The sequence below is a fragment of the Actinoplanes sp. NPDC049598 genome (assembly GCF_040675435.1).
Lineage (GTDB): Bacteria > Actinomycetota > Actinomycetes > Mycobacteriales > Micromonosporaceae > Actinoplanes.
In genome coordinates this window covers 81,145-100,646 of record NZ_JBFAOX010000034.1, presented here as the reverse complement: position 1 = coordinate 100,646, position 19,502 = coordinate 81,145, and the positions used below count along the sequence as shown (strand labels likewise).

The 19,502-nt window shown below is 70.2% G+C and carries 21 protein-coding genes and 1 pseudogene; 18 read left to right on the top strand and 4 right to left on the bottom strand.

Annotation, left to right across the window (positions count from 1 at the left end):
* Positions 1-237 precede the first annotated feature (237 nt).
* The 10 genes and pseudogenes from AB0J66_RS44225 (at position 238) to AB0J66_RS44180 (ending at position 9,284) form a co-directional block, all read left to right on the top strand.
* Positions 238-1,090, top strand: a pseudogene (locus AB0J66_RS44225) (alpha/beta fold hydrolase).
* A 148-nt stretch (positions 1,091-1,238) separates the two neighbouring features.
* Positions 1,239-1,517 carry an MSMEG_0570 family nitrogen starvation response protein gene (locus AB0J66_RS44220; RefSeq protein WP_364673854.1) on the top strand — a complete coding sequence of 93 codons (279 nt, stop codon included), beginning with the start codon at positions 1,239-1,241 and terminating at the stop codon, positions 1,515-1,517.
* Positions 1,514-2,812: an MSMEG_0569 family flavin-dependent oxidoreductase gene (locus tag AB0J66_RS44215; RefSeq protein WP_364673851.1), complete on the top strand. Its 1,299-nt coding sequence runs from the start codon at positions 1,514-1,516 to the stop codon at positions 2,810-2,812. Before AB0J66_RS44220 ends, AB0J66_RS44215 begins: the two co-directional genes overlap by 4 nt.
* A complete protein-coding gene (locus tag AB0J66_RS44210) occupies positions 2,809-3,618 on the top strand; it encodes an amidohydrolase family protein (RefSeq protein ID WP_364673849.1) in 810 nt (269 codons plus the stop codon). Before AB0J66_RS44215 ends, AB0J66_RS44210 begins: the two co-directional genes overlap by 4 nt.
* A 12-nt stretch (positions 3,619-3,630) precedes the next feature.
* Positions 3,631-4,152: an MSMEG_0572/Sll0783 family nitrogen starvation response protein gene (locus AB0J66_RS44205; protein ID WP_364673846.1), complete on the top strand. Its 522-nt coding sequence runs from the start codon at positions 3,631-3,633 to the stop codon at positions 4,150-4,152.
* An 81-nt stretch (positions 4,153-4,233) separates the two neighbouring features.
* Entirely contained in the window at positions 4,234-5,247 is a 1,014-nt protein-coding gene (locus AB0J66_RS44200) for an MSMEG_0568 family radical SAM protein (RefSeq protein ID WP_364673844.1), read from the top strand.
* A complete protein-coding gene (locus tag AB0J66_RS44195) occupies positions 5,244-6,599 on the top strand; it encodes an MSMEG_0567/sll0787 family protein (protein ID WP_364673842.1) in 1,356 nt (451 codons plus the stop codon). The genes AB0J66_RS44200 and AB0J66_RS44195 overlap by 4 nt, the downstream gene beginning before the upstream one ends.
* Positions 6,596-7,417, top strand: coding sequence for a carbon-nitrogen hydrolase family protein (locus tag AB0J66_RS44190; RefSeq protein WP_364673839.1), 822 nt, complete (start codon positions 6,596-6,598; stop codon positions 7,415-7,417). The genes AB0J66_RS44195 and AB0J66_RS44190 overlap by 4 nt, the downstream gene beginning before the upstream one ends.
* Positions 7,414-8,238 (top strand): carbon-nitrogen hydrolase family protein, encoded by an 825-nt coding sequence (locus tag AB0J66_RS44185; RefSeq protein ID WP_364673837.1) that lies wholly within the window; start codon positions 7,414-7,416, stop codon positions 8,236-8,238. Before AB0J66_RS44190 ends, AB0J66_RS44185 begins: the two co-directional genes overlap by 4 nt.
* Positions 8,235-9,284: an MSMEG_0565 family glycosyltransferase gene (locus AB0J66_RS44180; RefSeq protein WP_364673834.1), complete on the top strand. Its 1,050-nt coding sequence runs from the start codon at positions 8,235-8,237 to the stop codon at positions 9,282-9,284. The genes AB0J66_RS44185 and AB0J66_RS44180 overlap by 4 nt, the downstream gene beginning before the upstream one ends.
* On the opposite strand, the gene AB0J66_RS44175 is transcribed toward AB0J66_RS44180, so the two are convergent.
* On the bottom strand, positions 9,281-9,658 hold the full coding sequence (locus AB0J66_RS44175; RefSeq protein ID WP_364673832.1) for a VOC family protein: 378 nt from the start codon (positions 9,656-9,658) through the stop codon (positions 9,281-9,283). The genes AB0J66_RS44180 and AB0J66_RS44175 overlap by 4 nt on opposite strands.
* Positions 9,659-9,778: 120 nt before the next feature.
* Here AB0J66_RS44175 and AB0J66_RS44170 point away from each other — a divergent pair, with 120 nt between their 5' ends.
* On the top strand, positions 9,779-10,438 hold the full coding sequence (locus tag AB0J66_RS44170) for a M50 family metallopeptidase (protein ID WP_364673830.1): 660 nt from the start codon (positions 9,779-9,781) through the stop codon (positions 10,436-10,438).
* A gap of 4 nt (positions 10,439-10,442) precedes the next feature.
* Here AB0J66_RS44170 and AB0J66_RS44165 read toward each other — a convergent pair whose 3' ends face one another.
* From AB0J66_RS44165 to AB0J66_RS44155, 3 genes are all read right to left on the bottom strand, one after another.
* Positions 10,443-11,396, bottom strand: a complete 954-nt coding sequence (locus tag AB0J66_RS44165; protein ID WP_364673827.1) for a hypothetical protein — start codon at positions 11,394-11,396, stop codon at positions 10,443-10,445.
* Positions 11,397-11,567: 171 nt separating this feature from the next.
* On the bottom strand, positions 11,568-11,993 hold the full coding sequence (locus AB0J66_RS44160; RefSeq protein WP_364673825.1) for a DUF350 domain-containing protein: 426 nt from the start codon (positions 11,991-11,993) through the stop codon (positions 11,568-11,570).
* A 66-nt stretch (positions 11,994-12,059) separates the two neighbouring features.
* Complete coding sequence (locus AB0J66_RS44155; protein ID WP_364673823.1) at positions 12,060-13,412, bottom strand: glutamine synthetase family protein; 1,353 nt, start codon at positions 13,410-13,412, stop codon at positions 12,060-12,062.
* Between the two features lie 124 nt (positions 13,413-13,536).
* Here AB0J66_RS44155 and AB0J66_RS44150 point away from each other — a divergent pair, with 124 nt between their 5' ends.
* The 7 genes from AB0J66_RS44150 to AB0J66_RS44120 all read left to right on the top strand — a co-directional run bounded on the left by AB0J66_RS44150 (position 13,537) and on the right by AB0J66_RS44120 (position 19,499).
* Complete coding sequence (locus AB0J66_RS44150; protein ID WP_364673820.1) at positions 13,537-15,315, top strand: NAD+ synthase; 1,779 nt, start codon at positions 13,537-13,539, stop codon at positions 15,313-15,315.
* 92 nt (positions 15,316-15,407) lie between these two features.
* Positions 15,408-16,238, top strand: a complete 831-nt coding sequence (gene panB / locus AB0J66_RS44145) for a 3-methyl-2-oxobutanoate hydroxymethyltransferase (protein ID WP_364673818.1) — start codon at positions 15,408-15,410, stop codon at positions 16,236-16,238.
* 245 nt (positions 16,239-16,483) lie between these two features.
* On the top strand, positions 16,484-16,663 hold the full coding sequence (locus AB0J66_RS44140; RefSeq protein WP_364673815.1) for a hypothetical protein: 180 nt from the start codon (positions 16,484-16,486) through the stop codon (positions 16,661-16,663).
* A 9-nt stretch (positions 16,664-16,672) separates the two neighbouring features.
* Positions 16,673-17,203 carry a GNAT family N-acetyltransferase gene (locus tag AB0J66_RS44135; protein WP_364673813.1) on the top strand — a complete coding sequence of 177 codons (531 nt, stop codon included), beginning with the start codon at positions 16,673-16,675 and terminating at the stop codon, positions 17,201-17,203.
* A 71-nt stretch (positions 17,204-17,274) separates the two neighbouring features.
* The gene (locus AB0J66_RS44130; RefSeq protein WP_364673811.1) at positions 17,275-17,910 is read left to right on the top strand and encodes a sensor domain-containing protein; all 636 of its coding nucleotides are present in this window, start codon (positions 17,275-17,277) and stop codon (positions 17,908-17,910) included.
* A gap of 48 nt (positions 17,911-17,958) precedes the next feature.
* Positions 17,959-18,294, top strand: coding sequence for a three-helix bundle dimerization domain-containing protein (locus tag AB0J66_RS44125; protein ID WP_364673808.1), 336 nt, complete (start codon positions 17,959-17,961; stop codon positions 18,292-18,294).
* Positions 18,295-18,470: 176 nt separating this feature from the next.
* Positions 18,471-19,499: an alpha/beta hydrolase gene (locus AB0J66_RS44120; RefSeq protein WP_364673805.1), complete on the top strand. Its 1,029-nt coding sequence runs from the start codon at positions 18,471-18,473 to the stop codon at positions 19,497-19,499.
* Positions 19,500-19,502 lie beyond the last annotated feature (3 nt).

Sequence of the window (19,502 nt, the reverse complement as noted above, 5' to 3'; positions counted from 1 at the left end):
GCTGAATGCCTTCGCCATCACCTTCGGTGACCGCTGGCCGGCCGCCGAAACCTACTAACCGAAGAGCCGGAAACACCGATCTTGGTAAAGACCCGCGTTTGTGGCTGCTGGCTGGGGTCGGGTGCGCTGGGGCGTGCTTGGGGTCACTCGGATTCGGTTGGCAAACGGAACTGGGTTCCGTATTGTGATTAGCGGAACGAGGTTCCGGTTGACTCATGATGTCAGGACTGGAGTGCCATGAAAACCATTGTTTCGGTGAAGCCTGTGGTGTTGCCTGCGCCTGGGCGCGGTGACGATCTTCAGGTGCGGGTGACCGCGCCGGTTGAGGGGGGTGCGCTGCCGGTTGTTGTGTTCTCGCACGGGTTTGGGCAGTCGCTTGATGGCTATGCGCCGCTGGCTGAGTACTGGGCGGCCAACGGCTTTGTTGTTGTGCAGCCGACTCACCTTGACTCGCGGAGCCTGGGGCTGCCGCCGACTGATGAGCGGACGCCGCTGATCTGGCGGATTCGGGTGGAGGATCTTGTTCGGGTCATCGACGAGCTCGATCGGGTTGAGGCCGTCATTCCGGGCACGATCGACCGGGGGCGCATCGCTGTGGCTGGGCACTCGTGGGGGGGCGCAGAGTGCCGGCATGCTGCTCGGGGCCGAAGTGCTGGGGGATGACTACAAGCGGCCCGATCGGCGGGTCAAGGCGGGTGTTCTGCTGGCTGCGGCCGGTCTTGGTGGGCTGACGGATTTCGCGGCCGAGCACTTCGCCTTCATGAACCCCGACTTCTCCACGATGGTCACGCCGGCCCTGGTGGTGGCGGGGGACAAGGATCAGTCGATGCTCTCCAGTCGCGGGCCGGACTGGTTCACCGATGCGTACTTCCAGAGTCCGGCCCCGAAGGCCCTGCTGACCACCTTTGGGGGTGAGCACTCGCTCGGCGGCATCGTCGGTTACGGCGTCACCGAGACCACCGACGAGGATCCGGGCCGGGTCGCCCTGATTCAGCGGGTCACCACGGCCTATCTGCGTTCGGCATTGGCGATCGATGAGAATTCCTGGCCGGTCGAGGCGGGAGCGGAGGGCAGGATCGTATTCAAGTGAAATGACGCTGATAACGCCTTGGAAATGAGGCGGTCGAAGTGAGGACCATCTAACGTCCCGTTGTTCCCGATGAAACCGTCCGGAAACCGCCGGTCCCTTGACTGGGTCTCGCAACAGCCGCTTGAGCTGCGCGAGGAGGCATCGGGCGATGCCGGAACGATACGTGCTGGTGCGCTGGCCGGACGGGCCTCCGCAACGAATCTATTCTCCCTCCACCGTGGTCGAGGATTACTTCTCGGCCGGCCAAGAATACGCGATCGACACATTTGTCGATCGCTGCCGTGAGGCGCTTGGTATGGCGAGCGACCGGGTCCGGGAAGCGTACGGATTTCCCTGCGCCAACGCGGCGCGTTCCCTCGCCCAGGTCGAGCAGCGGGCGTCGCGTTATGACGAAGGCGCCGTGACCGTGGAGGGGGTCGAACCATGACCCACCACACCGTTGTCGTCGTCGGGGGCGGCCAGGCCGGCCTGTCCATGAGCTGGCACCTGAGCCGCCTCGGCGTCGACCATGTCGTGCTCGAGAGGAACAGCGTCGGCCACGAGTGGCGCGAGCGTCGATGGGACTCGTTCTGCCTGGTCACGCCGAACTGGCAGTGCGACCTGCCGGGCTTCAAGTACGACGGTGACGACCCGGACGGCTTCATGCCGGGGTCCGAGGTCGTCGCCTACCTGGAGAAGTACGCGGCCTCGTTCGCCCCGCCGCTGCGGGAGGGCGTCGCCGTCACCCGGCTTCGCCGCAGCGCGGCCGGGCATTTCGAGCTCGAGACCAGTGAGGGCCCGTACACCGCGGACCAGGTCGTCGTCGCGACCGGGCCGTACCACGAGCCGGCGGTGCCGCGGATCGCCGAGCGGCTGCCCGCCGGCATCATCCAGCTGCACTCGTCGCAGTACCGCAATCCCGATCAGGTGCCCGACGGCGAGGTGCTGGTCGTCGGCACCGGCCAGTCCGGTTGTCAGATCGCCGAGGACCTGCACCTGGCCGGGCGCCGGGTGCACCTGGCGGTGGGCAGCGCCCCGCGGGCCGCCCGGCGGTACCGGGGCCGCGACACCCTGGCCTGGCTCGACGAGATGGGCCACTACACCAAGGGCGTCGACGAGTTCGGCGACGCCGACGAGGTGCGGCTGCGGGCCAACCACTACATGACCGGGCGCGACGGCGGCCGCGACATCGACTTGCGGCTGTTCGCCACTCAGGGCATGGAGCTGTACGGACGTCTCCGAACCATCACCGATGGCACCGTCCACTTCGCCGGCGATCTCACGAAGAATCTCGACAACGCGGATGCCGTGGCCGAGGGCATCAAGGACGCGATCGACCGCTGGATCACCACCCGCGAGATCGACGCGCCGGTGGAGAAAAGGTACGTACCGGTCTGGCAGCCCGACGAAGCGGAACGCGAACTGAATCTCGGCGCGATCACCGCCGTCGTCTGGGCCACCGGCTTCCACCGGGATCACCGCTGGATCCAGGTGCCGGTGTTCGACGGGCGCGGCTACCCGACCCACGAGCGCGGCGTGACCAGCTGCCCCGGCCTGTACTTCCTCGGCCTGCCCTGGCAGTGGACCTGGGGTTCGGGCCGGTTCGCCGGCATCGCCCGGGACGCGGCCTACCTGGCCGGCAAGGTGCAGGCGGCGCGGCGGCTGCGGGTCGTGGAGGACGTGAGCTGGCTCGCGGGCACGGCGACGGAGACGTACCCGCGGATGGATTGGTACGCGGCATGACCTCCTTGAACGACGCTCACCGCCACCTCGGTGTCCTGCCCGCCTACCCCTTCTACGGCGGGCCGCCGGTCAGCCCGGACACCACGGCCCGGGCCACGATCGGCGAGCTGATCGCCGACCTCGACCGGGAGGGCACCGACCGGGCGCTCGTGCTGCCGAATTACGGCGTGCCGGATCCGGATGTCGCCTTCGGCTTCAACGATCTCGTGGTCGAGGCGGCCCAGCGGGACGACCGGATCCGGTGCGGGCTCTGGGTTTCGGCCCGGGAGTCCGACGCCGAGCGGACCGCCAACGCTTTGCGATTGGCCGGCGAGCCGGGCGTACGGGCCCTGAAGTTGAGCTTCTTGCTCGGTGGTGGGGCCGAGGACCCGGGGCTGGACGCGATTTTCGCCGCGGCCCGGGAGCACGACCTGACCGTCCACGTGCACACCTCGCCCGGCGCCGCCTCCGACATCGACCGGGTCGGCACGCTGGTGGATCGCTATGGCGACGACGTCCGGGTGCACCTCGTGCACTTCGGCGGCGGGATGAGCGGCCACATCAAGCTGATCGGCGGGCGGTTCTTCGACTGGATCGGCGCCGGCAAGCAGGTCTACACCGACCTGTCCTGGGCCATCGGCTTCGCGCCGCGCTGGCTCGCCGACGAGATCGACCGGCGCGGCCTCGGCCACGACCGGGTGCTGTTCGCCAGCGACGAGCCGTGGGGCGACCACGCCGGGGAGTCGGCCCGGCTCCGCGCGGTCGCCGCCGGCTCCGTGTTGCAGGACCACGTCTTCACGACCAATTTCGAGAAGCTCTACGGCTAAAGGAGATCCCCCATGACCGACGTCGCCGACCTCACCGAGAACGAGCAGAAGAGCCTCGCCGAGATCCCCCACCCGTCCCTGCCCGAGGGTTCCTCCCTCTACGGCGGCACCAAGGTGTTCCCCGACTACAAGGCCGAGAACGGGGAGTCCTACTTCACCCTCGTGCACGGCATCGCGCACGAGTCGTCGGTCAGCTTCGTGGCCGTCCTGCAGGCGACCCGGGCCCTGCGCAAGGGCTTCGAGTCGGCCATCTACTTCTACGGGCCGGGCTCGCTGAACGCCCTGGCCACCCGCGGCTTCCCGACCACCGGCACGTCGGCCTTCCCGGGCGAGCACAACATCAACAACTCGCTGAAGACGTTCATCGCCGAGGGCGGCAAGGTGTACTGCTGCCGATTCGGGCTGTCGCTGCACGGCGCCCGCGAGGAGGACCTGATCGAGGGGGTCATCCCGACCCACCCGCTGGACGTGCAGGACGCGCTGATCCACTACGCGCGCAAGGGCGCGATCATCAACTCGACCTACATGTTCTAGTCCCGTCCAACCACCCCACCACCACCCATGACTGGACTAAAGCGTTCTATTGATGTTCGAGCCGACCTGGCCGTGCGCGGCGTGCGGGTGCCTGCGCCCGTACGCCGCCCGGCCGGGGCCGGCCCCAGCGATGACGGCCACGTCGTCGTCGACGGCCGGAACGCCGCCCTGCCGATCACCCTCAGCAGTCCGTACGACGTCCGCGACGGCCGCGTCTGGCTCGGCGAGACCGACACCGGCGTGACGCTCGACGTCGTCCGGCGCCCCCGCTTCTACGACCTGACCACGGCCGACGGCGTTCCCTACGAGAAGATCGCGCGCCTGCACGGCCAGGACGTGCTGGCCACGACGGTGGTTCAGACCTGCGTGCGGTACGCGGAGACGGAGCGTTGCCGCTTCTGCACCATCGAGGAGTCGCTGCGGTCCGGCGCGACCATCGCCGCCAAAACTCCGGCGCAACTCGCGGAGGTCGCGGCCGCAGCCGTACGCCTCGACGGCGTCAAACAAATGGTGATGACCACCGGGACGACGGCCGGGCCGGACCGCGGCGCCCGCAATCTCGTGCGCTCGGTGCGGGCCGTCCTGGCGGCCGTGCCCGGTCTGCCGATCCAGGTGCAGATCGAGCCGCCGCGCGACCTGGCGGTGATCGACGAGCTGCACGAGGCGGGCGCGGTCGCGATCGGCATCCACGTGGAGTCGCTCGACGACGAGATCCGCCGCGCGTGGATGCCGGGCAAGGGCTCGGTGCCGATGGCCGAGTACGAGGCGGCGTGGGACCGGGCGGTCGAGGTGTTCGGCCGCAACCAGGTCTCCACGTACCTGCTGATCGGCCTCGGCGAGGACCCGGCCGAACTGGTCGACGGGGCGGCGCGGCTCATCGCCCGCGGCGTCTACCCGTTCGTGGTCCCGTTCCGCCCGATGGCCGGCACCCTGGCCCGCCGCGACGGGGCCGTCGCCCCGCCGCCGTCGCTGGTCCGGGAGATCTCGGAGCAGGTGGCGGCCCTGCTCCGCGCGGCCGGCATGCTCGGCGCCGACCAGAGAGCGGGCTGCGCGGCGTGCGGAGCCTGCGGCGTCCTCCAGGCGGCCGGCGGATGACGGACCTGGTGCCGGCCCTGCTCGGGGCGCGGCTGATGATCGAGCGGGCCGACGACCCGGAGGAGTACCACCGGCTGCGGGCGCGGGTGTTCGTCGAGGAGCAGGGGCTGTTCGCCGGCTCGGATCGCGATGAGCGTGACGACGATCCGCGCACTGTGGTGCTGCTGGCTCGGGGGCCGCACGGCGAGCTCCTCGGTGGGGTTCGGCTGGGGCCGGCCGGGCCGGGGGAGGACATCGGGTGGTGGGCCGGCGGGCGGCTCGCGGTTGATCCGGCGGTGCGTGGGGTGCGGGGGGTCGGGCCCGCGCTGGTGCGGGCGGCCTGTGCCTATGCGGAGAGCGCGGGAGCGTTGCGGTTCGACGCCACTGTGCAGACGCGCTCGGAACAGATGTTTCGGCGGCTGGGCTGGAAGGCGGTTCGTGGGCTGACCGTGGCGGGGCGGCCGCATGTGCTGATGCGGTGGCCGATCGGGCGGATCGCCGCGCTGGCCGCGGCGACCAAGAGTCCGCTCGGGAGTCTGCTGCGGGAGATGGCGCCGGGCGGGGCCGGCTTCGTCGGGGACGACGGGGCGCCGGTGCCGGGGTCCGATCTGATCGCGGCGTGCGACGCGATCCTGCCGTCCATGGTGGAGCGGGACCCGGACTGGGCCGGCTGGTGTTCGGTCCTGGTCAACATGAACGACCTGGCCGCGATGGGTGCGAGCCCGGTCGGGCTGCTCAACGCGGTCGGCGCGCGCGATGCCGCGTTCGCCGGGCGGATCCTCGGCGGGCTGCGCCGGGCGGCCGAGGCGTGGGGCGTGCCGGTGCTCGGCGGGCACACGCAACTCGGGGTGCCCGCGGCGTTGTCGGCGACTGCTCTCGGGCGTACGGCCAAGCCTGTTCCTGGTGGGGGAGGACGGCCCGGACAGACCGTCAGACTGACCGCCGACCTCGGCGGCGGATGGCGGCCGGGCTATCACGGACGGCAGTGGGACTCCACTTCGCATCGCAGCGCGGCCGAGTTGCGCTCGCTGCATGGCTATGTGGCCGCCGCCCGGCCCGCCGCGGCCAAGGACGTGTCGATGGCGGGCATCGCCGGCACGCTCGGCATGCTGGCCGAGGCCAGTGGCTGCGGGGCGATCCTCGACGTGGCAAGCGTCCCGAGACCGGCCGGCGCCACCGTGGGGGACTGGCTCACCTGCTTCCCGGGCTTCGCGATGCTCACCGCTGGGGGCGTGGCCCCCGATGCGACACCCGCGGTCAGTGCGGACTGCGGCGAACTGATCGCCGGCCGGGGAGTGCAGCTCCGCTGGCCGGACGGGGAACTCACCGAGGCCGTGCCGGCCGGAGTCACAGAGTTGGGGACAGCCGCATGAGCATGGTGAGGATGGCCGCGGTGGCCGAGGCGTTCGACCGCGACCTCGAGGGCGACTTCGACCGCATCGAGAAGATCATCGAAGGGGCGCGGACCGACGGCGTACAGCTGCTGGCCCTGCCCGAGGCCTGCCTCGGGGGTTATCTGGCCCATCTGGACGGCGGGGCCGACGAGCCGCCGGCCCTGAGGGTGGACGGCCCCGAGATCGCCCGGCTGGCCGCGCTGGCCGGCGACATGGTGGTCTGCGCCGGCTACTGCGAGGCCGACGGCGACCGCCGCTACAACAGCGTGGTCTGCGTCGGCGGCGGCCGGGTCCTCGGCAACCACCGCAAGGTGCACCAGCCGCTGCGGGAGAACGCGAGCTACGCCTCCGGCGACGGCTTCGCCGCCTTCGACACCCCGGCCGGGCGGATCGGCCTGCTCATCTGCTACGACAAGGCGTTCCCGGAGGCGGCCCGGGCCCTCGCCCTCGACGGGGCCGAGGTCATCGTCTGCGTCTCGGCCTGGCCCGGCAGCCGTACGAACGCGCCGGAGGACCTGGCCGAGGACCGCTGGACGCGGCGCTTCGACCTGTTCGACCGGGCCCGCGCGCTGGAGAACCAGGTGGTCTGGCTCTCGGCCAACCAGTCCGGCACCTTCGGCTCGCTGCGCTTCGTGAGCAGCGCCAAGGTCGTCGACCCGGGCGGCGAGGTGCTGGCCACCACCGGCGTCGGGCCCGGCCTGGCCATGGCCGACGTCGACGTGACCGAGGCGCTGGCCACCGCCCGGCGCTCCATGGGCCACCTGCGCGACCGGCGGCCGGACGCCTACCGGCTGTGACCCTCACCCGCATCGCCGCCGCGGCCGCCCACTTCGGCCGGGACATCGAGCACAGCCTGGCCCGGATCGGCAAGATCATCTCCGATGCGCGGGACGCCGGCGCCGGTCTGCTGGTCCTGCCGGACGCGGCCATCGGCGGCTACCTGGCCGACCTGCGGCGCCCCGACCCCTCGGCGCTGCCACCGGCCCTGGTCCCCGAGGATCCGATCTTCGACCGGATCGCCGGCCTGGCGCGGGACATGGTGGTCTGCGTGGGCTACTGCGAGGCGTCGGAGGAGGACCGCTACAACGCGGCCGTGGCCCTCTGCGGCGACGGCGTCCTGGGCCGGCACCGCAAGGTCCACCTGCCCGGCGCCGAGGCCACGGTCTACCGGGCCGGCGACTCGTTCACCGCCTTCGACACCCCGGCCGGGCGGCTCGGCATGCTCATCGACTACGACAAGACCTTCCCCGAGTCGGCGCGTTCGCTGGCCCGCGACGGCGCCCAGATCGTCGCCTGCCTCTCGGCCTGGCCGGCCAGCATCACCAACCAGGCGCCGAAGCTGAGCCAGGACCGGCAGTCACGGCTGTTCGACCTGTACGACTGCGCGCGCGCCGCCGAGAACCAGATCGTCGTCGTGTCGTCCAACCAGACCGGCGGCGCCGGCGGCATGAAATTCCTCGGCCAGGCCAAGGTCGTCGGCCCGGCGGGCAACATCCTCGCCCGTACGTGGGGGAAAGCGGGCCTGGTGGTGGCCGAAGTGGACGTGGCAGCCGAGATCGCCGCCGCCCGGCGCGTGCTGTCCCACCTCGACGAGTTGCGCCCGGAGACCTACCGATGAAGATCGCCCTGCTGACCTATTCGACGCGCCCTCGCGGCGGGGTCGTTCACACGCTGTCGCTGGCCGAGGCGCTGGCCGGCCTGGGCCACGACGTGACGGTGTGGACCCTGGGCCGTGGCGGCGGCTTCTTCCGCGCCGTCGATCCCCGCGTCCGGCTCGCCGTGGTCCCCTTTCCCGACATTCCGGGCGAGGGTGTCGGCGCACGGATCCTGCGGTCGATTGCCCTGCTGCGGGCGGCTTTCACACCCTCGTCGTACGACATCGTCCACGCGCAGGACTGCATCAGCGCCAACGCCGTCGACCGCTGCGTGCGCACCGTGCACCACCTCGACCAGTTCACCACCCCCGAACTGGCCGCCTGCCACGAGAAGGCGATCGTCCGCCCGTACGCCCACATCTGCGTCTCGGCGGCGGTCGCACGCGAGGTGTCGGACGGGTGGGGCCTGAAGCCGGTCGTCATCCCCAACGGCGTCGACGCCGCGCGCTTCGCGTCGGCGGTGCCGTCCCGCGCACAAGGCCGCTACGTGCTGTCGGTCGGCGGCATCGAGCCCCGCAAAGGCTCGATCGACTTGCTGGAGGCGTACGCCCAAACGCGTGACCGGCTCCCCGACCTGAACCTGGTGATCGCCGGAGGCGAAACCCTCTTCGACTACCGCGACTACCGCGCCCGATGGGAAGCGCGCGCCGCCGCCCTCGGCATCACCCCGCACGTCCTGGGCCCGGTCGACCACGACGAGCTGCCGGGCGTGGTCGCCGGCGCCGCCGCTTTCGCCTTCCCGTCCACCAAGGAGGGGTTCGGCCTGGCCGCCATGGAGGCCTTGGCCGCCGGCGTCCCCGTGGTGGTCCGCGACCTTCCGGTGCTGCGCGAGGTCTTCGGCCCCGCCGTCCTGTACGGCTCCGACCCGGATGGCCTGGCCCGGGCGTTGTCCACGTCCCTGACCGAGCCGTCGCCCGCGCGCGTCGCGGCCGGCCGTGCCTTGGCCGCCACCCACACCTGGCAGGCGGCGGCCGAGCATCACGTCGCCTTCTACCGCTCGCTGCTCTAAGCCGGGCCGGCCAGGCCGATCACGTTGCCTTCGGGGTCCTTGAAGTGGGCGACGACCAGGTCACGGCCGGGGGCGCGCTCGGGGCCCATGATGCGCTCGCCGCCCAGCTGCTCGGCGCGGCGCAGCGCGGCCTCGACGTCGGGGACGCCGACGTAGAAGACCACATGGGGCTGGTGGCCCGCGCCGCCACCGACGCCGCCGGGGATGCCGCCGCCGGCGGTGGGCTCGACGAAGCCGTACTCGCCCTCACGTGAGACGGACGGCGCCACCGGACCGCCGGTGTCGAAGCCCCAGCCGAACAGCTCGCCGTAGTACCCGCGCAACTTCGCCGGATCGGCGCCGATGATCTCGAAGTGCACCACCGGATGACCCATGACTTTCTCCCTCCCGTTGTGACCATCTTGATGGGTCCGGTGGCGATCGGCACGACCGGCCAGAATCGGTCGGCTGATCGGGCCGTGGTGGGGTGCGGTCGGGCGGGCTAGCTTCCGGTTGTGGGGGCGGGGTCGAATGTTGCCTGGACTGCGGCTTTGCTGGCGTGGGTGTTGGCGGTGCCGCTCTGGTTCGTGAGCAAGTTCCTGGTCGTCATCGCTCACGAGGGTGGTCATGCGCTGCTGATGGTCTTGTTCTTCCGGTCCGTCAAGTCGGTCGAGATCGGGCGGGACGGTGGCGGGGCGACCACGCCGGCGTCGGAGCTGCCGTGGCTGGCCGACATCTTCGCGACGCTGGCCGGCTATCTGGGGCCGTCCATGTTCGGGCTGGCCGGGGTGTGGATGCTCCGGCAGGGGTACGTCGAGGCGGTGCTGTGGGCGAGCATGGCCTTCCTCGTGGTGATGCTGTTCGCGGTGCGGGGATTCCTCGGGTGGCTGCTCGTGCCCGGGCTGATCGTGCTGATCTGGATGATCGCGACCAGGGCCGAGGGGCCGGTGCAGACGCTCTACACGCACATGTGGGTGTGGCTCCTGCTGATCGGCGGAGTGCAGCGGATGCTCGGGTTCGTGCTGACCCGCAACTGGACCGTGAAGGGCAACGACACCGCGGTGCTGCAGAGCCGCACCCTGATCCCCAGCGAGATCTGGTCCCTCTTCTTCCTGGCCGGCACGATCGCCGCCCTCGCCTACGGCGGCGGGATGCTGTTGCGCTCGGCGGTGTGAGCGCCTACTGGCATTCGGGGTACTGGCCGTAGACGGGTGGGGGGACGTCCACCGCGGTGGTCATGGTGTTGCGGAACAGGACCCGGCTCGGCATGCGTGGCTCCAGGGCGGCCTTGGCCTGCTGCCAGTGTTTGTCGTAGAACGGCGAACTGGTGAACCGGACCGGGCAGAGATCCGGGGTGAGCAGGAAAGGCCGGCCGGCCCGGTCGAGCATCTCGGTGTAGCGCCGGCCGTCGACCTCGAAGCTGACCGCGACCCGGAAGCTGTAGGAGGCGGTGAGGGCGAAGAACGCCATGACCACGGTGTTCTTCTCGCCCCGGCCCAGGATGATCGAGTGTGACCGGAAGTAGGGGCGGGCGTCGGCGCGGAGCGCCGTGGGCGCGGCCGCGTCCAGGTCGAAGATCATTTCGTCGGCGGTGCTGCCCTGGTTGCCCAGGGCGATCAGCGGGCCGTCGACGATCGGGCCCGGCACGGCGACGGGCTTGATGTCGTAGACGGTGATCTTCCGGTCCAGCCGTGACTCGAGACTGACGGTCAGCGAGAGGCTCTGGACCGCGTACGCCCCGTCGGTGAGGGCCGCCGAGTTGAGGTCGACGACGTTGCCGACTGGCCCGGGACGGTAGCGGTCCGCCTTGGCGGCCTGGCTGCGCGGGTACATGAAGTCGAAGTTGGGTTCGCTGTTGGCTGAGTTCAGGGTGACCAGGAGCGCCCCGGGGTAGCGGCCCGGCGGCCGCCCGGGCTCGCCGCCGCTGGGGCTGGGCGGATTGGGCTGTGGAGAGGCGGCGGAGGAAGACGGGGCCGGAGGTGTGGGTGACTGGCCCAGCTGCAGGATGGCGATCACCAACGCCGCGATGGTTCCGATCGCGCCGACCCCGGACCACCATTTGTGCGCGGAGAAGACGGCCAGTCGTTCGCGCCAAGGGGTGGACGCGGCCGGGCGGGAGCGGGCAGGGAGCACCCCACCATGATGACCATTTTAGTCCGTTTTGTCGTCAGCTGAACGGGTTAGCCGAATAGAAGGAGCTTTCGTGGCAGGACAACCCGGCAGCCGCGGCAGGGAGGCCGGGACGTACGGACCCGGGCCTACGGAGCGGGCGCCGGTCGTGATTGCGTACCTCTGGGTCTGGGTTCAAGAGATGCAGGCGCAGACGATGAGGGCCGCGCCGAAGTGGGAGGCGGCGCTGACCAGGGCCCCGCCGTGGCGTTCGGGGGTGCAGATGACCTCGCCGAGCTTGCCGGGGGTCATCCAGTCGAGGACCAGGAAGGCCAGGCCCATGATGGCGATGCCGATGAGGCCGAACAGCACGGTCGAGGCGAGGCCCTGGGCGAAGTCGGAGTAGCTGGTGAAGATCGCCGTGGTGACGATGGCGGCGATGCCCAGCTGGTTGGCCGCCAGCAGCAGCGAGGCGTTGGGGTTGCGCTCCACGAAGATGAGGTCGCGCAGCTTGCCGGGCGTCAGCACGTCGATCAGCACGTAGCCGACCGCCATGAGGCCGATGCCGACGATACCGAACACGATGCTGCGGCCAGCACCTTCAAGCAGGTCTTCGAGCACGGCCTCTCCCAGGTCGGATCTTGTCGGCGACGTCAGGAGAGACCGTACAAGAAAGCGTCTACATAACTACAGCGCGCCCAGGTAACGCTGCCGCTCGTAGGGGGTGACCTCGCGGCGGTACTGCTCCCACTCGGCCCGCTTGTTGCGCAGGAAGAAGTCGAAAACGTGCTCGCCGAGGACCTCGGCGATCAGCTCGGACTTCTCCATCACGTCGATGGCCTCGGACAGGTTCTCCGGCAGGGCCTCGTAGCCGGCGGCCTTGCGCTCGGCCGGGGAGAGCGACCAGACGTCGTCCTCGGCGCCCGGGGGCAGCTCGTAGCCCTCCTCGATGCCCTTCAGGCCGGCGCCGAGCATGACGGCGAAGGCCAGGTACGGATTGGTGGCCGAATCGATCGATCGGACCTCGACGCGGGCCGAGCTGGGCTTGCCGAACGCGGGCACGCGGACCAGGGCCGAGCGGTTGAGGTGGCCCCAGCTGACGAACGCGGGGGACTCGGTGATCGCGTTGGGCAACTGGAGCGGGAAGAGCCGCTTGTACGAGTTGACCCACTGGTTGGTGACGGCCGTGTACTCGCGGGCGTGGACCAGCAGGCCGGCGATGAACGAGCGGGCCGTCTTGGACAGCTTCATCGGGTCGTCGGCGTCGTAGAAGGCGTTGCGCTCGCCCTCCATCAGCGACAGGTGCGTGTGCATGCCGCTGCCGGGCTGGTCGGTGTACGGCTTCGGCATGAAGGTGGCCCGCACGCCCTGCGACAGCGCGACCTCCTTGACCACGTGACGGAACGTCATGATGTTGTCGGCCGTGGTCAGCGCGTCCGCGTACCGCAGGTCGATCTCCTGCTGGCCGGGGGCGACCTCGTGGTGGCTGAACTCGACCGAGATGCCGATGCGCTCGAGCGCGAGCACGGCCTGCCGGCGGAAGTCGCGGGCGATCGAGTGGGTGGTGTGGTCGAAATAGCCGCCGCTGTCGACCGGGATGGGCAGCGAGCCGTCGAGCGGGCCGTCCTGCACCAGGAAGAACTCGACCTCGGGGTGGGTGTAGAAGGTGAAGCCCTTCTCGGCCGCCTTGGCCAGGCCCCGGCGCAGCACGTGGCGCGGGTCGGCCCAGGCCGCGCTGCCGTCGGGCAGCAGGATGTCGCAGAACATGCGGGCGCTCTCGCCGCTGGCGCCGCCCTCGAACGGGAAGACCTGGAAGGTCGTCGGGTCGGGCATGGCGACCATGTCGGACTCGTAGACGCGGGCGAAGCCCTCGATCGCCGAGCCGTCGATGCCCATGCCCTCCTCGAAGGCGGACTCGAGCTCGGCCGGGGCGACGGACACGCTCTTGAGGGTGCCCAGCACGTCGGTGAACCAGAGCCGGACAAAACGGATGTCGCGCTCCTCGAGAGTGCGAAGCACGAACTCCTGCTGTCGGTCCAACGTTCACTCCTGGTCGATGGTGGCCTGACCGGCCAGTCTTCCCTGCCCCGGTTACGCCGACATTACGCTGACCGGGACCGATGGGGCGTCCCGGGTGGCGATCCCTTGGGGAAGAATAAGGGGCATGCCTACGCTGCGGATCGCCCTGGCCCAGGTCAACTCGACTGTGGGGGACATCGCCGGTAATGCGGCGTCTGTCCGCTCCTGGACCCGGCTTGCGGCCGATGCCGGGGCTCAGCTGATCGCCTTCCCGGAGATGATGCTGACCGGGTACCCGATCGAGGATCTGGTCTTCCGCAATTCGGTCATTTCGGCATCGCAGGCGGCGGTTGATTCCCTGGCTCGTGATCTTGCCGCCGATGGTCTGGGGGATATCGCGGTCATCGTCGGATATGTCGACGCCGACGGGCCGCCGCGGACCAGTGCGGACGCGGTTCCGGGTCGCGGTCGGCGGGATGCGTCGGCGCTGCTGCTCGGCGGCGAGGTGGTGGCGACGTACTACAAGCACCACCTGCCCAACTACGGCGTCTTCGACGAGGACCGGTACTTCGAGCCGGGCACGTCACTGACCGTGGTGCGGCTGGGCGGGGTCGACGTCGCGCTCACCGTCTGCGAGGACATCTGGCAGGCCGGCGGGCCGTTCAAGGCGGCCCGCGAGGCCGGGGTGGGGCTGGTCGTCAACATCAACGCCTCGCCTTACGAGCTGAACAAGGACGATGTGCGGCTGCCGCTGGTGAAGCGGCGGGCGGCCGAGGCGGGGGCGACCGTCGCCTACGTCAACATGGTTGGCGGGCAGGACGAGCTGGTCTTCGACGGCGACTCGCTGATCGTGACCGCGGGTGGGGAGCTGCTGGCTCGGGCTCGCCAGTTTGCGGAAGAGCTTCTTGTGCACGATTTGTCGCTTCCGGCGGCCGATTCCTCGCCGAATGTCTCCGGCAGAACGGACGCGCCGGCACCGGGCTTCGAGCGGCGCATCGACGATGACATGGCCGTTGTCCGGGTGGCCGCTCTGGGTGATTTGCGGCCGCATGCAGGCGACAAAAAGGACGGCGGGATCGCGGCGCGCGTCGCGGACGAGGAGGAGATCTGGTCCGCCCTCGTGCTCGGGCTGCGCGACTACGTCAACAAGAACGGCTTCCGCTCGGTGGTGCTCGGCCTCTCCGGCGGCATCGACTCGGCCGTGGTGGCCGCGATCGCCGTCGACGCCCTCGGCGCCGACCGCGTGACCGGCGTGTCCATGCCCAGCGGCTACTCGTCCGAGCACTCCAAGGACGACGCGGCCGACCTGGCCAAGCGCACCGGGCTCGACTACCAGGTCGAGCCGATCCAGCCGATGGTCGACGCGTTCCTGGCCAACATGTCGCTCTCCGGCCTCGCCGTGGAGAACCTGCAGGCCCGGGTCCGCGGCGTGATCCTGATGGCGCTCTCGAACCAGGACGGGCACCTCGTGCTCACCACCGGTAACAAGAGTGAGCTCGCGGTGGGTTACTCCACGCTCTACGGCGACTCGGTGGGCGGCTTCAACCCGCTCAAGGACGTGCCGAAGACGATGGTGTGGAAGCTCGCCCGCTGGCGCAACGAGCAGCCCGGCGCGCCGATCCCGCCGAACTCGATCACCAAGCCGCCGAGCGCGGAGCTGCGGCCGGACCAGAAGGACTCGGATTCGCTGCCCGACTACGAGCTGCTCGACCCGATCCTGGCCGGGTACGTCGACCACGACCTGGGCCGGGACGATCTCATCGCCGCCGGGCACGATCAGGCCCTGGTCGACCGCGTGCTGCGGCTGGTCGACATCGCCGAGTACAAGCGCCGGCAGTCCGCCCCCGGCACCAAGATCTCCGGGAAGGCGTTCGGCCGCGACCGCCGCCTGCCTATCACCAACAGATTCCGCGAAGGGCTGTGACAACCTCCACTGACCGCGAGGCCGTGGATGGTGCGACGATTTCTGGGCACCCGGGGACCGCACCCGCGCGGCCTCGAGGGAAGGAGTCGGAAATGTCGGAAATTCCCACGCTGTACGGTGGTCCGCCCACCCGCCGCGTCCGCACCCGCGACCTCGCCGCCGCCAAGGCCCGAGGCGACCGCTGGCCCATGCTCACCTCGTACGACCAGTACACGGCCTCGATCTTCGACCAGAACGGCGTGCCCGTCCTGCTCGTCGGCGACTCCGCGGCCAACAACGTCTACGGCTACGAGACGACCCTGCCGATTACCGTCGACGAGCTGCTTCCGCTGGTCCGCTCGGTCGTCCGGGCCACCAAGACCGCGCTGATCGTGGCCGACCTGCCCTTCGGCAGCTATGAGGAGGGCCCCACGCAGGCCCTGCGCACCGCCGTCCGGTTCATGAAGGAGGGCGGCGCCCACGCGGTCAAGCTCGAGGGCGGCCGCCGCGTCGCCGCCCAGATCGAGGCCCTGACCGGCGCCGGCATCCCCGTCATGGGCCACGTCGGCTTCACCCCGCAGAGCGAGCACACGCTCGGCGGCTACCGCGTCCAGGGCCGCGACGACTCGGCCGCGCTCGTGGTGGCCGACGCCCACGCGGTGGCCGACGCCGGCGCCTTCGCCGTCGTCCTCGAGATGGTCCCCGGCGAGGTCGCCAAGACCATCACCAAGGAGCTCACCATTCCCACGGTGGGCATCGGCGCCGGCCCCGACACCGACGCCCAGGTGCTGGTCTGGCAGGACATGGCCGGCCTCCGCACCGGCAAGGCCCCCCGCTTCGTCAAGAAATACGCCGACCTGTCCGGCGTTCTGTCCGAGGCCACCCGCCAGTTCGCCGCCGAAGTCCGCGGCGGCGAGTTCCCCACCACAGAGCACACCTTCTAGACGTACGCTTCGCCGACCCGAGCCCGCCCCACCGGGCCCGGGTCGGTGCGTCCCCGCCCCGTCGTGGACGGCCCGCTGATCGTCCTCGGCAAAGAGGGTGAACCGGCCGACGACATGGTCTTCGCCCTGGACGCCGCGGCGCCGACGGCGATCCGGCCCGATCCCGGTGACCCGGGCCGCCTTCTCGGCCCCTTCTTCCCTTCCCGCACGATCATCCTCGGCAAGGGGAGAAGAGCACCGCGGTCATGTCCTTCTTCGCGCTGACCGCGTCGTACAGCTTCCGCGTGGCGATCAGCTTCGAGACGGGCGGCCGCCGGTACACCGAGTACCTGGACCGGGCGGGAAAGGTCTTCTACGGGGCGCGCCGGTGGCCGAACGCCGGCCCGGACATCTACCGCGCCGTGACCCCGTTCCTCACCGAATAGGCTGCGGGGGTGATCGAGTCGGTGGGGCCGCTGGAGACGGAGCGGTTGATTCTGCGGCAGTGGCGGGACGACGATCTGGACGCGCTGGCGGCGATGAATGCCGATCCGGACGTGATGCGGTACATCCTGGACGGGTCGGTGCTCGACCGGCGGGAGAGCGCCGATCGCCTGGAAAGGATGCGGGCGGTGTGGGCGCGGAACGGGTTCGGGCTTTTCGCGGTCGAGGGGCGCGACGAAGGCGTACTGCTGGGGTGGGCCGGCCTTTCCGTCCCGAATTTTCTGCCTGAGGTGCTGCCGGCGGTGGAGATCGGGTGGCGGTTCGCGCGGGAGCACTGGGGCCGGGGTTATGCGACCGAGGCGGCGGCCGCGGCGCTGCGGTTCGGGTTCGAGGATTGCGGGATCGAGCGCGTCATCAGCATTCGGCACCCGGAGAACGAGCGCTCGAGGCGCGTCATGGACAAATTGGGCTTGGTGTACGAGTTCGACACCGTTGTGCCGGGGTTCGGGCAGCCCGTGGCGATTCACGCGAGGAACAGGTAGGGCTGGCACCACCATCGATCGGGCGGCTGACCGGATCGGCCGGGAGCGGCCTGCTGCCTAGCGTCTTAGGCATGACAACGACGCAGCTCGAAGCCCCGGTCATGGCCGTCCGCCCGCTCGCCCGGGTCGGCGCCGACACTCGTTATGTCCTCACCGGATTTCCGGTGGGGATCGCCGCTCTCACGCTTTGTGTGACGGCTTTCTCGCTCGGTCTCGGCACCGTGGTGCTCTGGGTTGGCGTGCCGATTCTCGCCGCGACCATGATGTTCGCGCGCGGTTTCGCCAGCGCGGAGAGAGCACGGATCGGGCCGGTTCTCGGCCAGACCTTCGAAGACCCCACCTACCGTACGGGTACCGGAGTGCGCCGCCTTCTCGCGCCGCTGGCCGACCCGCAATCGTGGCGCGATCTCGCCCACGCGATTCTGCGCTTCATTCCGAGCACGTTCTCGTTCACGGTCGTGGTGACCTGGTGGTCCATGGTGCTCGGCGGCCTGACCTGGGGCTTGTGGGGCTGGGCCCTGCCGGACGGCCCGAACGACCACAACCTGCCGGAGTGGGTCGGCCTGCACGACTCGTACGGCCTGGCCGTCGCTTTTTATCTGGTCGTCGCCGTGCTCTTCGCGATCACCCTGCCGATCGTGGTCCGCGGCGTGGCCCGGCTGGAGGCCGGCCTCGCCCACGCGCTGCTGGTGTACCGGGCGCGGTGACCGGGCAAAAAAGCGGGGACGACAGCAGTCGACATGTGAGGGTGTGTGATGACCGATCTCGCAGGAGCGGGTCTGGGCAACGCGGACATCGCGCTCCGCCGGCTGGTGGAGAGCCTGACCCAACGGTTCCCCGACGTCGACCCGGCCCAGCTCGAGCGGCGGGTGCACGCGACCTACGGCAGCCTCAGGGAGGAGGCGACGGCCGAGTCCCATCTGATCGCCCTGACCGAGGGCAAGGTGACCGACGACCTGCGCGAGCAGGGCGCGACCGTCCACGTGCGCAGCGAGGACGGCGGCGGCCTGACCGACGAGGGCGAGCGGCCGGAGCGGACGCCGGACGACAGCCAGGCCACGAAGGGCGCCCCGCTGGGGCCGCCCGACTGATTCCGATCCACTTCGAAGCAGGGCCGGCTGGATTAGCCGGCCCTTTTCGTGGTGGGCCCGGTCACCGGGGGTCCCGGGCCGGTGGCGGACCCGGGACTCTCCCTGGGTTGCCGGGGGTGCGCGCCGTGTGAGCGTGAGGGGGCGTCCACAGTCGAGCTCGTCGGAGAGGCTCCCTCATGAATCCCAACTCCCGCCGTCAGTTTCTGCAGGCCGCCGGCTCAGCCGCGCTGGCCGCCGGGGTGGCCCCGCTCGTCGGCGGCGGTCCCGCTCCGGCCGCCGGTCCCGCGCCGGCCGCCGGGGCCAAGAGTTTCGGTCCGGTGCGGCAGATCGACGCCGGTGTGCTCAACGTCGGTTACGTCGACCTCGGGCCGGCCCACGGCACCCCGGTCATCCTGCTGCACGGCTTCCCGTACGACATCCACAGCTATGTCGACGTGGCGCCGCTGCTCGCCGCGCGTGGCTACCGCGTGATCGTGCCGTACTTCCGCGGGCACGGCACGACCCGTTTCCGGTCGGCCTCGACGCCGCGTAACGTCGATCAGGCGGCGTTCGCGCTCGACATCCTCGCGTTGCTCGACCAGCTGAAGATCCGGCGGGCCGTGTTCGCCGGCTACGACTGGGGCTCGCGGACCGCGGACATCATCGCCGCCCTGTGGCCGGAGCGGGTCAAGGCGCTGGTCTCGGTCACCGGCTACCTGATCACCAACCTGGAGGCCAATCTGTCGCCGCTGCCGCCGGCGGCCGAGAACGCCTGGTGGTACCAGTACTACTTCACCACCGAGCGCGGCGTGCGGGGCCTGACGACGTACGCGTCCGAGCTGGGCCAGTTCATCTGGAAGTTCAACTCACCGACGTGGAAGTTCTCCCAGGCCGTGTACGACCGGACGGCCGCCGCGTTCAAGAATCCCGACTACGTGCCCATCGTGATCGGCAACTACCGGTGGCGGCTCAGCCTGGCCCCGGCCGAGCCCGAGTACGCCGCGATCGAGCAGAAGCTGCAGGTCATGCCCCCGCCGGTGATCTCCGTGCCGACCATCACGATCGACGGCAAGTACGACCCGTTCACCCCGGCCGGCGACGGCAGCTCCTACCGCGACCATTTCACCTCCAAGTACCGCCACCGCACGTTCGACGTCGGCCACAACGTGCCGCAGGAGGCGCCGCGCGAGTTCGCCCAGGCCGTCGTGGATGCGGATCGCTTGTAATAC

What these genes read in the sequence shown, in the direction of transcription:
- AB0J66_RS44190 (WP_364673839.1), top strand. Translation starts at nt 6,596, where the DNA reads ATGAGCATGGTGAGGATGGCCGCGGTGGCCGAGGCGTTCGACCGCGAC.
- AB0J66_RS44125 (WP_364673808.1), top strand. Translation starts at nt 17,959, where the DNA reads ATGACCGATCTCGCAGGAGCGGGTCTGGGCAACGCGGACATCGCGCTC.
- AB0J66_RS44120 (WP_364673805.1), top strand. Translation starts at nt 18,471, where the DNA reads ATGAATCCCAACTCCCGCCGTCAGTTTCTGCAGGCCGCCGGCTCAGCC.
- AB0J66_RS44220 (WP_364673854.1), top strand. Translation starts at nt 1,239, where the DNA reads ATGCCGGAACGATACGTGCTGGTGCGCTGGCCGGACGGGCCTCCGCAA.
- AB0J66_RS44195 (WP_364673842.1), top strand. Translation starts at nt 5,244, where the DNA reads ATGACGGACCTGGTGCCGGCCCTGCTCGGGGCGCGGCTGATGATCGAG.
- AB0J66_RS44180 (WP_364673834.1), top strand. Translation starts at nt 8,235, where the DNA reads ATGAAGATCGCCCTGCTGACCTATTCGACGCGCCCTCGCGGCGGGGTC.
- AB0J66_RS44150 (WP_364673820.1), top strand. Translation starts at nt 13,537, where the DNA reads ATGCCTACGCTGCGGATCGCCCTGGCCCAGGTCAACTCGACTGTGGGG.
- AB0J66_RS44215 (WP_364673851.1), top strand. Translation starts at nt 1,514, where the DNA reads ATGACCCACCACACCGTTGTCGTCGTCGGGGGCGGCCAGGCCGGCCTG.
- AB0J66_RS44210 (WP_364673849.1), top strand. Translation starts at nt 2,809, where the DNA reads ATGACCTCCTTGAACGACGCTCACCGCCACCTCGGTGTCCTGCCCGCC.
- AB0J66_RS44205 (WP_364673846.1), top strand. Translation starts at nt 3,631, where the DNA reads ATGACCGACGTCGCCGACCTCACCGAGAACGAGCAGAAGAGCCTCGCC.
- AB0J66_RS44175 (WP_364673832.1), bottom strand. Translation starts at nt 9,658, where the DNA reads ATGGGTCATCCGGTGGTGCACTTCGAGATCATCGGCGCCGATCCGGCG.
- AB0J66_RS44130 (WP_364673811.1), top strand. Translation starts at nt 17,275, where the DNA reads ATGACAACGACGCAGCTCGAAGCCCCGGTCATGGCCGTCCGCCCGCTC.
- panB (WP_364673818.1), top strand. Translation starts at nt 15,408, where the DNA reads ATGTCGGAAATTCCCACGCTGTACGGTGGTCCGCCCACCCGCCGCGTC.
- AB0J66_RS44140 (WP_364673815.1), top strand. Translation starts at nt 16,484, where the DNA reads ATGTCCTTCTTCGCGCTGACCGCGTCGTACAGCTTCCGCGTGGCGATC.